This is a genomic window from Acinetobacter genomosp. 15BJ, from assembly GCF_000400715.1.
Classification (GTDB): Bacteria; Pseudomonadota; Gammaproteobacteria; order Pseudomonadales; family Moraxellaceae; genus Acinetobacter.
In genome coordinates, this window is record NZ_KE007347.1 from 813,477 (window position 1) to 827,879 (window position 14,403).

A 14,403-nucleotide genomic window follows, 5' to 3' on the forward strand; every position below is an offset into this window, starting at 1 on the left:
ATTATTTTCCAAAATGATAGCGTAAGCCTAATAAATAAGTCCGTGGTGCAGCTGGTGTATAGCTGACTTGGTTATTACTAAACGAGGTACTTTCTGCATAATGCACATCTGTCACATTAAAAATCTGCCCAAAGACCTCATAGGCATTTTTACGATAGTTGGCACGTAGATTCAGCAAAGTATGGCCATCATACTTTTCCGTATTGGCATCGTTAATCCAGTAAGCGCCGACATAAACCGCTTCTGCAGAAAGTAATAGCTCAGGTATTGGCTTGATTTGGTATTCAAGCGTACCAAATGTTTTAGGGGCACTTGGCATGGTGTTGCCGCTATAATCTAAGACACTCGAAGGTTGAAACTGCTGATATTCATGTTTGGCCACACTACCTGAGAGTTTTAAACGCTGATCATATAAATCACTGAGTTTCCATGTTCCCCCAATTTCAATTCCCTGATGTAAGGTTTTGCCTGCATTGCGTGGCTCGCGTGTGTTATCTGGCTTGGTATAGCTCATCACTTCATCTTCGCCTTCTAAGCGATATAGGGTGATCTCACCATCTAAGCGATCATCGAATAATTTAAAGCGCAGACCTGCATCAATATTATTAAATGTGGCTTCTTTCAAGTCAGGTGTCACCAGATTCGCCCCGTATAAACTGCTCACCTCTGGTGGTACAAAACCCTGTGACCAATTGCTATAAAGATCAATTGCTGGCGTGATGTTCCAGACAAAACCAACTTGAGGGCTGGCTTTATGAAAATCACGTTTTTCATTCGGTGCGCCTGTGGTTTTTGATGGGATTAACTTATTTTCATAGTCATAACTAATCCAGTCATAGCGTGCACCACCGACTAAATTTAAAGTCGGTAAAACTTGCCAATTGGCTTGTGCATAGACAGCTTGGTTATTGACGTCAACATTGAAGTCGCGCAAGCGCTGGCGTTGTTGATAACCGGTATACACCAAGGTATTCGGGTCACGGAATACCTGAATATGATTGGTTTGGGCTTGGTTGGGAGAATGGTCAGCCATCGCACCAACAATCAGTTTGACCTGATCAAATGTAGCAGAATGCTGAGCATTTAAACCATAAGACTGAAAGGCGTTATAGGTGGTTTGTCCACTATAAGTGCCAGTCGGTGTGCCATTTTTAACATCAGTACGGATGTTATAACTTGGGTTTTGCTCAGTGGTATTGTCTCGATAATATAAAGTGACTTGGCTTTGTTGCTGCTCATTCCATTGATGACTAATTTGAGAAGAAAGTCGTGTGGCATCGACTTCACGATAGGTAAAGGTTTGGTAGCTGTATCCAGAGCGTTTGCGATAATCATCCAGATTTAAGCTACCTGTCATATCTGCTTTTAAATGATTATAACTGACAATATTTTTGATTTGTGTAGCATCAGAGATGCGCCAGTCGTGTCTAAGCGTCACACTTTGCTTGTTGCTTTCAGCATGATCTTGCCAACTATCACCACGATCACTGGTATAGGCCGAAAGTCTTAAACCATGCTCACCCCATTCGCTATCAAAGGTATTCGATGCACCCACATCGACACGGCGATATCCCTCAGAACTGGCACTGATACCCAGATCGGCTGTTGCTGTCGCACTTGGCGCTTTGGTCAGGAAATTAATAGTTCCACCAATCGCATTGCTGCCATAAAGGCTACTGGCAGGACCGCGTAAAATTTCGATACTATCAATGCCCGCTAAATTCACTTCATATAAGGCATTGTGGTTAAACACACCCACGGGACGAATCGAAACACCATCTTCTAAATATTGATAAACGGCTGCTGTGGTAATCGGTTGGCGAATAGACATCATATGCTGTTCATTGCCCAAGTCATTCATTAACACACCTGGGGTTTGATTCAGCACCTGCCCAACAAAGGTTGCATGTTTATCTTCAATGTCCTTGCTATTAATTTTACTAATCGCAGCAGGGGTATTATTAATCGATTCACCTTCACGACTTGCGGTGACAACAATGGTGGCTAAGGTTTTGGTCGTATCAGACGGTGCAGTTTCAGCAAAAGTAGCAGAACTATAGCCAACAGACAGGCACGCAGCCGTTAATACAGACAAACGGAATTGAGTATTCATTTTGAACTCTATAAAAAGCAATAACTAAGGACGCACCACCGTTATTTACGGGGCACGAAGTAAAATTTGCGATTTATAAAGCCAGTGGCGGGGCTTGTTTGATTGGAAAAATATAGAAGATGCGGGCGATGTGCAGATCTTCTGTCCACGTATGGCACAGGCAGCGAACGCGACTGAACCAAGCCAGTAGAAATATAATAATGAATGCAATCAGCGGGACGATCGCAGCGGCATCTAAACCATGTGAGCATAAAGGACAATGCTTCATGATTTGGCTCGCCAGTGCATATACGTGTTGTGCATATTCACTGAGCTGAGCATGTTTGGCATGCTGTAGCTTCGGTCCATGATGCATGTCGTGCATGCTATGTTGATGATGACCTGAATGCGTCTGTGACATCAACGAGACATTTTGAATTTCTGTGACTTGGCAATGGCTTGGCATTGCATAAAGTGCAGGTACGACGCCTGTATGGACCATCGTTGGTAAGAAGATATGCCAGAGTAAACATAGCAAAGTAATCGCGCCAAAATAGGCACGCCACTTAAGCAAATGTTGACGAAAACTGGACTTCATATCAGCGATACGTCGTAGGAGAAATGTGGCAGCAGTATAATCAAAAAATGACTTATAGATCAAAGCAAAATTGAGGTATTCTGAGACTGCTGAATTCAATAATTTATAGGCAGATCAGCGTGTCAAAAATGGCAAATCATTCCGATTGGATTGTACGGGCTTCTGAGAGCGATCGTTTGGAAAGAATCGAAGCTTTCTTTTCTGATCGTGCGTATGAACCACACCAACATGATACCTTTGCGATTGGTCGAACCTTGTCTGGTGTGCAAAGTTTTCATTATCGTGGTGAAGTCCGACATAGCCAACAAGGCATGACCATGGTGTTGCATCCAGATGAAAAACACGATGGCAGTGCGGGGACTCAAGAAGGCTTTCACTACCGAATGATGTATGTCGAACCTGCATTGATTCAAAAGATCATGAAGGGTAAGCCTCTGCCTTTTTTCAAACATGGGCTGAGTGATGATCCACGCCTGTATCGTGTTACCCATACACTTTTGCAAAATATGCAGGATCCTTTGGATCTTTTAGAAGAAGAAGATGCTTTGTATGATTTGGCGACAACCTTGTATGAAGTTGCAGGTCAGCCACCACGCGCGCGGCAACGCTACGATTATGTTGCGGCGGAACGGGCCAGAGAGTTTATTCACGCGTCACTTGATCAGAACATCAGTTTGGATGATTTAGAACAGAATATACAACGTGATCGCTGGAGTCTTTCTCGTGATTTTAGACTGCTATATGGCACCAGTCCGCATCGTTATATGACCATGCGCCGATTAGATATCGTGAAAAGATGTCTGATGTACGGAGAGTCGCTGACGCAGGCCGCCATCATTGCTGGTTTTTTTGACCAAAGCCATATGACGCGGCATTTTAGCAAAGCTTTTGGGATTACCCCAGCAAGATGGAAAGAGATTTATACACGTCAGAAATAAGCGGTGCTTGCAACTAAAAATGCTTTAAATAAGATGTATACCTTTTAAGAAATCACTCAGCATAAATAGACCCGAAACAATCAAGAAGATTCCCAATACTCTATTCAGATAATTGAGCCAAATTGGATTGCTTAATTTTTTACCAATGACTGATCCTGCAAATGAATAAAGCAACGGAGCACCAGCTGCGCCGAGAGAAATCAGTAGTGAAACAATCAGGATCAAGCTACCTGTAATATGTGCAGCAGGATACATAATGGTGGTTACAGGTAAAATCACTAAAATTGCTTTAGGATTCAGACTTTGAATCCAGAAACCATTCCAAAAGCTGAGGGCTTTGTGCTGAGTTTGATCTGTTTTTAATTCGGTATGTGCCGTCATCATTTTATAGGCGATATAAAAGGTATAAATCGCCCCGATCAAGGCAATAAAATGCAAATACGCATGGGGAATCAATGCTGCGCCTGCATAACCAAATACAACAAATAGCATCAGCATGGAGCAGCCCACACCTGCAAAAAAGCCCAATGTTCGGGAGAGCTGTCCTGTTAGACCGGCATTTAATCCCATAAAGTTCACAGGACCAGGGCTGTACATCACACTTAAGGTATAAAGAAAAATTTCCATGATCAACCTAAATGAATCAATAACAAAGGATGATCAAAATAGGGCAAAGTGCTACGGGCTGTATTGTACGTTTGTGCAAGCTCGCTGAATTGACGAACAAAAAAACAGGTTCTTATGAGCCTGTTTTCATTGCAGTTAAAAGATCGATTTAACGCGTTGGTAATACGTCTTTTAATGCTTCATGCATTTCGAGTAATGCTTTTTCTGTGGTTTCCCAATCGATACAGCCATCAGTCACTGATTTACCGTATTCAAGATCACACAGGTTTTCAGGAATATCCTGACGACCACCTTTTAAGTGACTCTCCACCATGATCCCAACAATTGATTTGTTGCCATCAAGGATTTGTTCCGTGATGTTTTTCAAAACCAAAGGTTGTAAGTACGGGTCTTTGTTTGAGTTAGCATGACTGGTATCAATCATGATCTTGTTGCTAACTTTGGCTTTTGCCAAAGCAGCTTCAGCTTCAGCAACTGAAGTTGCATCATAGTTAGGCTTGCCATTACCACCACGTAATACCACGTGTGCATAAGGGTTACCTTTGGTATTGATAATCGCAACTTGACCGCTTTCATTCAGGCCCAAGAAGCTGTGACCATGTTTAACAGATTGCATCGCATTGGTCGCAACGGTTAAACCGCCATCTGTACCGTTTTTGAAGCCAACAGGTGATGATAAGCCTGAAGACATTTCACGGTGAGTTTGGCTTTCCGTGGTACGTGCGCCAATCGCAGACCATGAAATCAAGTCTTGATAGTATTGTGGTGAGTTTGGATCAAGTGCTTCGGTTGCACATGGCAAACCTTTTTCATTCAAATCAATTAATAATCCACGACCGATATGCAAGCCTTTTTCAATATTGAAAGAGTCATTCATGTCTGGATCGTTGATTAAACCTTTCCAACCAACAGTGGTGCGTGGCTTTTCGAAATAAACACGCATTACTAGATATAAAGTGTCTTTTACTTTTTCGCTGAGAACTTTGAGGCGGTCAGCATATTCATGTGCAGCTTTAGGATCGTGAATCGAACAAGGGCCAATCACGACAAACAAGCGTTTGTCGTTGCCATCTAAAATGTTGCGTACAGTTGCACGCCCTTGTAACACAGTTTGAGAAGCAGCATCAGATAAAGGGAGGTCAGCTTTCAGTTCTGCTGGGGTAATCAAAGTTTGAATGCTTTTAATATTAACGTCGTCGATATCTGGCTGAGAAACTGGATTTGACTGTAGAGTATTCATTGCTGTCACAAATTCAATCGAAAGAAAAGGTTATTTTGTCTACGAATATAGCATGAAATGCCGATTGATTAACTAGCGAAAAGCATAATTTATGTAGAAATAATCGGCATTACAACGCTTAAACAGTTGTTGTTACATGCTTTGTTTGCTGAACCACAACAGCTTGGTGTGTTTCAACAGGTTTTGGTTTCGCTTTAATTGGGTTCACCATAAAGTTCACACCTAAGGCAAATAGAGTAATGCCTAAAATTTTACGGATCAATCGTTCTGGCATACGTGAGCTGATGAGTGTACCGACAATAATGGCTGGAATTGAACCCACCAATAACCACATTAACAGCGTAAAGTCGACATTGCCCGAAGACATATGGCTTAGGCCAGCAACGGCTGTCAGTAATACTGCATGTACTACGTCTGAGCCAATGATACGGATCATTGGAAGGTTTGGGAACATAAGCACTAAAGCCATGATACCGAAAGCACCTGCGCCTACAGAAGACAAGGTCACAAAGATACCGAGCACAATACCCATAATCACAATGTAATGACGTTTGTGTTGCAATGCATGCTGTTCACTTTCCATATCCGCTTGTTCACGGTTACGGAATTTGTCAAAGAACTTTTCAATTTGAGTACGGAACACAATTGAAATACCAGTCAAGGTCAACATAAAGCCCAAAACCATGGTTAGTACAGCTTTATAATGGGTGGATTGACTGAGATAATGTTCAAGTACCCAAGAGGTTGCGAAAGAGGCTGGAATACTGCCCAAAGACAGCCAAAGTACAATTGGCCAGACAATATTCAGTTTTTTGGCATGAACGACTGAACCACAGAACTTAGAGATTGAGGCATAAAGTAGATCAGTACCAATGGCAATATGCGGTTCGATCTTAAACAGGCTAATCAGGATTGGGGTCATTAATGAACCACCACCGACACCTGTGATACCGACACAGAAGCCAACCAATACCCCAGCCATAATAAATTCTATAGGACCAAACATCGACAATATGCCTAATTATGCAAAAATCAGCATATCTTATGCTTTTTTCAGATAACTCGTTGTGATGAATAAAGCGCAGTATCGGCTGAGCAAAAGTCGCCATATGTAGGCCATAAACACCTGCATTTAAGGTCGCAACAGCACTTTCATTTCGGGTATTAGCCAATACATGACCTTGTCCATCAAAGGTGATTTGCGCCTGATTTAAGGTAATCGAACGATCTTCCAATTGTTTAAAGGTAATAATGGCTTGGTCTGTATTGGGATTTTTGACCTCTATCGATGCTAAGGCTTGATCTCCCCATTGTTGTTTTACTTTTTCTAATAAGCTGCCAATGGGCAACATCTCTGCTTTTTTAGGTTCAGCTTGATGTGTCGTGCTTTTTTCAGTGGTTCTAATCTCAGTGAAATATTGAAACGGATTCTCTGGATAAAGCTTTTGCATGCCCCAAGGCAAGTACAGATAGAAGAAAATCGCCAATCCTGTAAAGGTAATGGTGAGGAAAAAGGGCAATGCCAGTACAGAGGAGACATTATGAAAGTCCAACCATGAGCGCTGCGATTTAAAGGTTCTGAGGGTAAAGAAATCGGTAAAGATCTTCTTATGTGTAATAATTCCAGAGACCAAAGCAATCAGCATAATAAACGCGGCAAGACAGGCAATCAGCCGTCCGACCATGATGGGAACACCATAGAGCTGAAAATGAAAGTTATAAAAGAAATCTCCGCCTTGGGTCGCTGAAAGTTTAAGCTCTTGACCAGTATTGGCATCTAAACTACGGCTTTCATAGCCACCGCTGGCTTGTTGCCAGTACATTTTATTAACAGGTTCTTCATGATTGGCAATATCGAGAAACCATGATTTGGCGTCTGCTGCATTCTTGGCTAAATAGTCGGTTGCTGTTCGAATCGCTGTATCTTGATTGACTTGATATTGAGCCAGCTGTGGTTGCATCCATAGGTTAATCTGATGGCGATAGTAGGAACTGGTGCCCATCAGGAAAATGGCAAATAAAAGCCAGCCAAAAATTAAGCCTGTCCACGCATGCAACCATGCCATTGATTGGCGAACGCCTTTATTTTGCATTTTTAATTTAAACCCACAGATAAGCCAAACAAAGCGCCGGTCAAAATCAGACTGATCAAGCTAAGTTTCCACAATGAATGTGCACAAAAACTCAGAATAATAAAGGCCAGATAAAAGAGAATTGAAATAAATGCTGCAAGATAGATTGCCTCTGCCTTGTCTAATAGATGACTAAACAATGAACCGAGTCCGAGGCTCAAATACATCATGCACACGTAGCCAAGAACAAAGCTCAGCACAAAGCGATAGAAAATGCTCAGTCGATAGACAAGCGAAATAGATGCAGATTTAGCCATAAAGGATCTTGAAGCGAAAGAAGGGAGAAATAAATCACATATGGAAATGATTCTTGTTTATATTAAATCTTAGCTGAATCTCAATCAATTCTTCATTCATCGTAAATCTAGATTGTATTTTGAATAATAAATGCCATCTTAGATCAGAACTGATTTTCACCAATCATGAACAATTTGCCCAGTTTAGGGTGATTCGATGTAAAATCATTCTGTTAGAATCATTTAAACATTTCTGTGGGGCGTGGGTCTTGTTAAAGCAAAAACTAAAAATTGGTATCGTGGTGGGGGAAGTTTCTGGAGATACTCTAGGAGTGAAACTCATGCGCAGTTTTCGCGAACAAGGCATCGATGCTGAATTTGAAGGGATTGGTGGCCCGCAAATGATCGCAGAGGGGTTTCATAGCTATTATCCGATGGAAATTCTTTCGGTGATGGGAATTGTTGAAGTCCTTAAAGATTTAAAAAAGCTGTTTGCTGTGCGTGATGGTCTAGTTGAACGTTGGACCGAGCATCCCGTTGATATCTTTATTGGTATTGATGCACCAGATTTTAACTTACGTCTATCTAAAACTATTAAAGAAAAGAATTTACCCATAAAAACCGTGCAATATGTGAGTCCATCGGTATGGGCGTGGCGTCAAGGTCGTGTTTATGGCATTAAACGCAGTATCGATTTGGTTCTGTGTTTATTTCCATTTGAAAAAACCTTTTATGAAAATTATGAGGTTACCGCTGCCTTTGTTGGGCATCCATTGGCAAAGCAACTACCGTTAAAAAATCCAATTACTGAAGCCAAGCACCAATTAGGCTTGTCTGCGCATAAAACTCATATTGCTTTATTACCAGGAAGTCGTCGTGGTGAAATTGAACGATTGCTGCCATTGCTCACTGGTGCTGCTGAAATTCTTCATCGTAAGCATCCTGATCTCGAGTTTTTAATCCCTGCAATTAATGATGCGCGCAAGCATCAGATTGAACAGGGCATTCAAAATCTAGATACGAGTCTGAAATCTAAAATTCACGTACTTGAAAATAGCGATGCCGAGTCAAAAATTGGTCGTATGGTGATGAATGCCAGTGATATCGTCGCTTTGGCTTCTGGTACAGCGACACTTGAAGCAATGTTATTGCATCGTCCAATGGTGACTTTTTATAAGTTGAACTGGCTGACTTATCTGATTGCGAAATTCATGGTCAAAATTCCGTATTATTCATTGCCAAACATTATTGCAGGCAAGAAAGTGATTGAGGAACTGATTCAGGCTGATGCAACGCCTCAGCATTTAGCCACTGAAATTGAAAAATTAATGGATCATGAAACGGCGCATATTCAAATGATGCAACATTTGAGCATGCATAAACAGTTGATCTCGGGTAATACCGAAGATCCAGTACATGCGATTCTCAATTGTCTGAATGCAGGATAAATAAAAAGGTGGCAATTAAGCCACCTTTTTTCTGGAATTGTTTAAGCACGAAGAATCAATTCGTAACCCGTATATTTACGGATATTGATCACACCAATATCAAATAATAAGTATTGACCTTTGATCCCTTGCAATACACCACGAATTTTTGGCGTTTTATCCAAATTCAGCGATTTAATCTTTTCAGGATAATGCTCAACAGGATAGATAAATTCACGTGGCGGTTCATCTTCCAAGAATTCCAAGCTTTCGTTAAATTCAAGGTTTTGATTGAATTCTTCACGGATGCTTTGAATTTTCGGAGCGAATTCTTCAAGAATTTGATCACGTTGCTCAAGCAGATTTAAAGGTTCAGCTTCACCTTTCAGCAATTTGCGCCAGTCGGTTTTATCTGCGATTTGTGTACCAATTAAAGTTTCTAAATGCCCAGACAAACGACGTGAACCGACTTTCATAATGGGTAAAGCTTGCGTTGCCCCTTGATCTAACCAACGGGTCGGCATATTGACGATACGGGTAATCCCGATCTTTAAGGCACTTGAGTTGGCCAAATACACAATATGTGGCTGGAAACAAACATCATGTGCGAACTGGTCTTCACGACAGGTTCCCAAGTGATAATGGCAGGTTTCAGGTTTCATAATGCACAGGTCACATTCGGCCTTGGTTTTAAAACATTTAAAACAATGACCTTGCGAATAAGACTTTGGTGTTTTTGCGCCACAAGAGGTACAAAAGATATTGCCAGTCCATTCGATCTCAATTTCTTGACCTAAAACAAAAGGAAGGTCAGTTTCTGAACGATCTAATATAAATTTATATTCAACATTTGCCTTGCTTGTTGATTGATCAGTTACACTATGCGTTTTGAGCGCTGCATGCATTTTATGACAAATGCCTTGTAGTTCCATTAATAAACTCTCATCTTTTCAATCAAGGGTTGCAGTTATGGCTGAACAAAATGTCATCACTTCTATGCTAGACGATTTATCTCAAGAACAGCCCATTCATACTGCACTTTGTATAGGTCAGCAGATTGACCAAAATGCTTCAATTCAATGGCATTATTTTAACGTAACTGACTTTTTAAGTCTGCCATTTACGCAGCGTTATGATTTAGGTTTTGTATTATTTGATACAGAAGAAATGCAAAACATCACTGAAACACAAAAATCACAGCTGTTGGTGAAGTTACGTGACCTGATGGCAAAACGAATTGTCGTGGTCAGCAAACTGAGTGATGAAAAATTATTGCGTTCGCTTGGCTTTACTCAGTTGATTGATAAAACCACACACGGCAGTGATTTTGCTTTATGGCAATTTAATATTTTGACTTATAAGCATGTACCTGACTGGTTTAACTCCAAGTTCTGGGCAAACCCTGAGAACTGGAATAAATTTCGTTGGTAAAATAATCAGATGAGAAAGGGTTGCAAGTTCTTGCAAAATTTAACAATTTAACTTTGTTTTGTGCTTTCAAAGCAGCGTATGCTTTTTGGATAAATAATTCCAAAGGAAAGTTTAAGTCATGACTGATTTAACCAACATTGTTGAAATTTTAGCAAAGCAAGCTTTAGGCGGTCAGCAACAATCCGGCCAAGCGGGTGGTTTGGGTGGAATTTTAGGTTCTGTTTTAGGTCAACTTGGTGGGCAACAGCAAAATACCCAAAGTCAGCAAGGTGGTTTGGGTGGAATTTTGGGTTCAGTTTTAGGGCAATTGGGTGGTGGAAATACTTCAACCCAAAGTAATGCAACGGGTGGTAATACCGCACAAACTTTATTGATTGCAGTTTTACCATTGGTGTTAGCTTGGATTCAAAAACAAGGCGGTTTACAAGGTGCATTGGATAAACTAAAAAATGCGGGTTTATCGAATCAAGTGCAAAGCTGGGTAGATCCACAGCAACAAAACGCACAAGATGTGCCAGAGCAAAATATTCAAAGTTTATTTGATGACCAAGATGTAGAACAAGTTGCTCAACAAACTCAAGCACCGAAACAAGCCATTTATGGTGCAATTGCTTCAGTTTTACCGCAAGTAATTGATTCTTTAACACCGCAAGGCAGTAGTACCAATCCGCAAGAAGCGAATCAAGATATTCAGCAAGTGTTGAATTTGGTGAGTGGCTTCCTTAAAAAGTAAAAAATCCGATGCGAAAAAGCCTGTTCTCTTGAGCAGGCTTTTTTCTAAGTTATATATCTGCATCATTGCTATTCTGACAGCAATGATCTATTGCATTGCCGCTTGATCTTTTCCGCGCTAGATGTTGCTCTGTATACAGTGCTTGGCTCAGGGAACAGTTTGAGCAGTGAAATATAAAGCAGTGCTGCGAGTGTGATACTGATCGGTAAACTCAGATCAAGACCGTTGAATAAATGTCCCCAAATACCAATGAACTGATCTGGTAAATGCACAAAGCATAAACCGATAACCGCACTGGGTATCCATGCGATGATGCCACGCCAATTCCAGCCATGATGAAACCAGTAAACGCCACCCTTTAGGCCATTTGCAAACACCTGTAAATCATCATTTTTATAGTAACCTTTACGGGTGATAAATCCGATAATCATAATGATGATCCATGGACTGGTACACACCACAATAAGGGTGGCAAAAGTCATGACGCTTTGAGTCAGATTCGCTGCAAAACGACCTAGAAAAATAAATAGGATGGACAATAGACCGACCCAGATGGTGGCTTTTACTCGCGTGAGTGACTTTGGAAAAAGACTCGACATGTCCAAACCTGTACCATACAAGGCTGTAGTTCCGGTAGATAAACCACCAATCAGTGCAATCAGACACAGAGGAATAAAGTACCAAGTTGGGGCAATTTGAATGAGCCCAGCGATGTAATTATTTTGTTCGATAAACACGGGAACACTGTTAGCAACAATGCTGGCGGTGACTAGGCCAAAAAGAAAAGGAATTAAGGTTGCAAGCTGTGAAGCAAACACAGCTGCCATGATTTTATGGGAGGCTGTTTCTTTAGGAATATAGCGTGACCAGCCACCGAGGAAGGTACCAAAGGAAATTGGATTACTGAACGCAATCAATGCGGCGCCTGTGAAAGCTGCCCAAAATCCAGCTTGTCCGAATTGAATTTGTCCCGCATAAGTTGAATCAAATTGCTTGGAAAAAGCAAATAGACCTAAAAAGAATAACAGGCTTGAGGCGATTACGGCGATTCGATTGACGAGCAGCATAAAGCGAAAACCATAGATGCAAATCGTAAGCACCAATAAGGCAAAGCCACTATAGACCAATCCATATAGCCAGTTACTTTGATAAGAACCGTCAAATAGACGTTGGGTTGCACCAATCAGTGCATCGCCAGAACTCCACACGGAGAGCGAAAAAAATGCGATAGCGGTAAGTAAGGATAAAAATGAGCCGACAATCCTGCCATGTACGCCAAAATGGGCAGCAGAAGCCACGGCGTTATTGGTTCCTGTACGTGCACCAAAAATTCCCATTGGCGCTAAGATACAAGCCCCCAAGATAACCCCACACAAGATTGCCCAGAATCCAGCTTGAAAAGAAAGACCAAATACAATCGGGAAGCTGCCTAAGACACAGGTCGAAAAGGTATTGGCACCACCAAAACTCAAACGAAATAGATCAAAAGGGCTTGCTGTACGGGCATGTGCAGGTATTTCTTCGATACCATAACTTTCGATTGTTGTAATCTGTTTAGAACGATCTCTATGCATAATGCACTACTCTTAATATCCATTTATCAGATTCAGGTTTACTTGTTTGCTCATCCATTAAGCGGCTTGTTTGGGGCTGATGTGCTTTTGTTCAGCCTGTTCCTGAGAGCGTTGCTTTTGTCTTAGTCGGGTAATGCCACAAATGCCAATGAGGGACAGCAGCGAAAGGAAACTAAATAAGAACGCCAAAGGTAGCCATTGGCCTGCATAATGTTGAGCCAACAAAGTTCCAATGATGGGGGTGGTTCCACTGGTGATTGCCGCAATCATTTGATAGGAAATGGAAATACCTGAATAACGGACATGTGCAGGAAAAGCTTCCGCCATAAAGCCAGCGACAACAGCATATAAAGAAGACAGCGCAATGACCGCAAGCGTAATACCCAACACCATGTAATAGATATTTTTAGTACTGACCAACATAAACATTGGATATGGAATGGCGATACAGAGGATTGCAGCCCAGAACAGAAAACGATGTGTCCCCACTTTACTGGCATACCAAGCTGCAATTGGCATGGCTAAAAATTCAAATAGGGTGACCCAAAACAATGCATCTAAAATCGTGGGGCGGCTGATAGCCATATATTGGGTGACATAGCTAATCATAAAGGTATTGGTGAAAAAGAAACCTGCTGTCCCAATGGTAATCGCCAGTCCAGCAAAAACCACTTGAGGCCAATAGTTTTTAAGCAACTCTTTGACAGGGTATTTGGCTATTTCTTGCTTGGCTTGCATCTGTTTAAATTCAGGGGATTCTTCTACTCCTAGACGGATGGCTAGGCCAATCAGCATAAATATAAAGCTGAGTAAAAAGGGCACGCGCCAGCCCCAGCTCAGTAAGGATTGTTCATCCAAAGACGTAATACCTTTAAAGACCAAAAGGCACAGAATCAAACCTGCTGGGCTGCCCATTTGGGCAAAAGAGGCGAAAAAAGTTTTTTTATGGGCAGGAGCATGTTCACTGGCCATTAGCACTGCGCCACCCCATTCACCACCGACTGACAAGCCTTGCAAAAAGCGTAGTACGATCAGAAGAACGGGTGCCCAAATTCCGATATGCCCATAGCTGGGAATCAAGCCGATTCCAGTGGTGGCCAATCCCATCAGCAGCATGGTAAATAGCAGCATTTTTTTGCGACCTAATTTATCGCCTAAATGTCCGAAAATAACGGCAGCAATTGGTCTGGCAATAAAACCGACAGCAAAGGTTGCAAAAGCTGCCAATGTCCCTGTTACAGGATCAGTTTCAGGGAAAAATACCAAGCCGAGCACGAGAGCTGCAGCTGTGGCATAAACATAAAAGTCATAAAACTCAATAGTTGTACCCACAAAGGCTGCGGCGGCAGCCCGTTTTGATTGATCTTTTTTCATT

General features: G+C 41.7%; 13 protein-coding genes and 1 pseudogene. 4 read left to right on the top strand and 10 right to left on the bottom strand.

The window, feature by feature from the left end; translation table 11 throughout:
• Position 1 precedes the first annotated feature (1 nt).
• Both F896_RS10285 and F896_RS10280 read right to left on the bottom strand, forming a co-directional pair.
• On the bottom strand, positions 2 to 2,113 hold the full coding sequence (locus F896_RS10285) for a TonB-dependent receptor (protein WP_016163617.1): 2,112 nt from the start codon (positions 2,111 to 2,113) through the stop codon (positions 2 to 4).
• Between the two features lie 73 nt (positions 2,114 to 2,186).
• Positions 2,187 to 2,690 (bottom strand): hypothetical protein, encoded by a 504-nt coding sequence (locus F896_RS10280; protein WP_016163618.1) that lies wholly within the window; start codon positions 2,688 to 2,690, stop codon positions 2,187 to 2,189.
• 128 nt (positions 2,691 to 2,818) lie between these two features.
• Here F896_RS10280 and F896_RS10275 point away from each other — a divergent pair, with 128 nt between their 5' ends.
• Complete coding sequence (locus F896_RS10275) at positions 2,819 to 3,628, top strand: AraC family transcriptional regulator (RefSeq protein ID WP_016163619.1); 810 nt, start codon at positions 2,819 to 2,821, stop codon at positions 3,626 to 3,628.
• A gap of 24 nt (positions 3,629 to 3,652) precedes the next feature.
• Here the strand turns inward: F896_RS10275 and F896_RS10270 are convergent, their stop codons facing one another.
• The 5 genes and pseudogenes from F896_RS10270 to F896_RS10255 form a co-directional block, all read right to left on the bottom strand.
• Entirely contained in the window at positions 3,653 to 4,255 is a 603-nt protein-coding gene (locus F896_RS10270) for a LysE family translocator (protein ID WP_016163620.1), read from the bottom strand.
• 148 nt (positions 4,256 to 4,403) lie between these two features.
• The gene (locus F896_RS10265; RefSeq protein ID WP_004807288.1) at positions 4,404 to 5,495 is read right to left on the bottom strand and encodes a 3-deoxy-7-phosphoheptulonate synthase; all 1,092 of its coding nucleotides are present in this window, start codon (positions 5,493 to 5,495) and stop codon (positions 4,404 to 4,406) included.
• Positions 5,496 to 5,613: 118 nt separating this feature from the next.
• The gene (locus F896_RS10260) at positions 5,614 to 6,501 is read right to left on the bottom strand and encodes a sulfite exporter TauE/SafE family protein (protein ID WP_032882200.1); all 888 of its coding nucleotides are present in this window, start codon (positions 6,499 to 6,501) and stop codon (positions 5,614 to 5,616) included.
• A gap of 70 nt (positions 6,502 to 6,571) precedes the next feature.
• Positions 6,572 to 7,588: pseudogene (locus F896_RS0119810) on the bottom strand (PepSY-associated TM helix domain-containing protein); the annotation flags it as partial.
• 2 nt (positions 7,589 to 7,590) lie between these two features.
• Entirely contained in the window at positions 7,591 to 7,884 is a 294-nt protein-coding gene (locus tag F896_RS10255) for a hypothetical protein (protein ID WP_016163623.1), read from the bottom strand.
• 248 nt (positions 7,885 to 8,132) lie between these two features.
• Between F896_RS10255 and lpxB the strand changes: the two genes are divergently transcribed.
• Positions 8,133 to 9,311 carry a lipid-A-disaccharide synthase gene (gene lpxB, locus F896_RS10250; protein WP_171069661.1) on the top strand — a complete coding sequence of 393 codons (1,179 nt, stop codon included), beginning with the start codon at positions 8,133 to 8,135 and terminating at the stop codon, positions 9,309 to 9,311.
• A gap of 41 nt (positions 9,312 to 9,352) precedes the next feature.
• Here the strand turns inward: lpxB and F896_RS10245 are convergent, their stop codons facing one another.
• Positions 9,353 to 10,222, bottom strand: coding sequence for a DUF2797 domain-containing protein (locus tag F896_RS10245; RefSeq protein ID WP_016163625.1), 870 nt, complete (start codon positions 10,220 to 10,222; stop codon positions 9,353 to 9,355).
• 37 nt (positions 10,223 to 10,259) lie between these two features.
• On the opposite strand from F896_RS10245, the gene F896_RS10240 reads away from it, so the two are divergent.
• Both F896_RS10240 and F896_RS10235 read left to right on the top strand, forming a co-directional pair.
• Positions 10,260 to 10,721, top strand: a complete 462-nt coding sequence (locus F896_RS10240; protein ID WP_016163626.1) for a DUF6231 family protein — start codon at positions 10,260 to 10,262, stop codon at positions 10,719 to 10,721.
• Positions 10,722 to 10,839: 118 nt separating this feature from the next.
• A complete protein-coding gene (locus F896_RS10235) occupies positions 10,840 to 11,454 on the top strand; it encodes a YidB family protein (RefSeq protein ID WP_004653391.1) in 615 nt (204 codons plus the stop codon).
• Positions 11,455 to 11,522: 68 nt separating this feature from the next.
• Here the strand turns inward: F896_RS10235 and F896_RS10230 are convergent, their stop codons facing one another.
• Positions 11,523 to 13,028 (bottom strand): purine-cytosine permease family protein, encoded by a 1,506-nt coding sequence (locus tag F896_RS10230; protein ID WP_016163627.1) that lies wholly within the window; start codon positions 13,026 to 13,028, stop codon positions 11,523 to 11,525.
• Between the two features lie 57 nt (positions 13,029 to 13,085).
• Complete coding sequence (locus tag F896_RS10225; RefSeq protein ID WP_016163628.1) at positions 13,086 to 14,402, bottom strand: MFS transporter; 1,317 nt, start codon at positions 14,400 to 14,402, stop codon at positions 13,086 to 13,088.
• Position 14,403: the final 1 nt, after the last annotated feature.

Excerpts from the sequence above, each read along its gene's own strand:
- F896_RS10280 (WP_016163618.1), bottom strand. The coding sequence starts at position 2,690 with ATGAAGTCCAGTTTTCGTCAACATTTGCTTAAGTGGCGTGCCTATTTT.
- F896_RS10275 (WP_016163619.1), top strand. The coding sequence starts at position 2,819 with ATGGCAAATCATTCCGATTGGATTGTACGGGCTTCTGAGAGCGATCGT.
- F896_RS10270 (WP_016163620.1), bottom strand. The coding sequence starts at position 4,255 with ATGGAAATTTTTCTTTATACCTTAAGTGTGATGTACAGCCCTGGTCCT.
- F896_RS10235 (WP_004653391.1), top strand. The coding sequence starts at position 10,840 with ATGACTGATTTAACCAACATTGTTGAAATTTTAGCAAAGCAAGCTTTA.
- F896_RS10240 (WP_016163626.1), top strand. The coding sequence starts at position 10,260 with ATGGCTGAACAAAATGTCATCACTTCTATGCTAGACGATTTATCTCAA.
- F896_RS10245 (WP_016163625.1), bottom strand. The coding sequence starts at position 10,222 with ATGGAACTACAAGGCATTTGTCATAAAATGCATGCAGCGCTCAAAACG.
- F896_RS10260 (WP_032882200.1), bottom strand. The coding sequence starts at position 6,501 with ATGTTTGGTCCTATAGAATTTATTATGGCTGGGGTATTGGTTGGCTTC.
- F896_RS10230 (WP_016163627.1), bottom strand. The coding sequence starts at position 13,028 with ATGCATAGAGATCGTTCTAAACAGATTACAACAATCGAAAGTTATGGT.
- F896_RS10255 (WP_016163623.1), bottom strand. The coding sequence starts at position 7,884 with ATGGCTAAATCTGCATCTATTTCGCTTGTCTATCGACTGAGCATTTTC.
- F896_RS10225 (WP_016163628.1), bottom strand. The coding sequence starts at position 14,402 with ATGAAAAAAGATCAATCAAAACGGGCTGCCGCCGCAGCCTTTGTGGGT.
- F896_RS10265 (WP_004807288.1), bottom strand. The coding sequence starts at position 5,495 with ATGAATACTCTACAGTCAAATCCAGTTTCTCAGCCAGATATCGACGAC.
- F896_RS10285 (WP_016163617.1), bottom strand. The coding sequence starts at position 2,113 with ATGAATACTCAATTCCGTTTGTCTGTATTAACGGCTGCGTGCCTGTCT.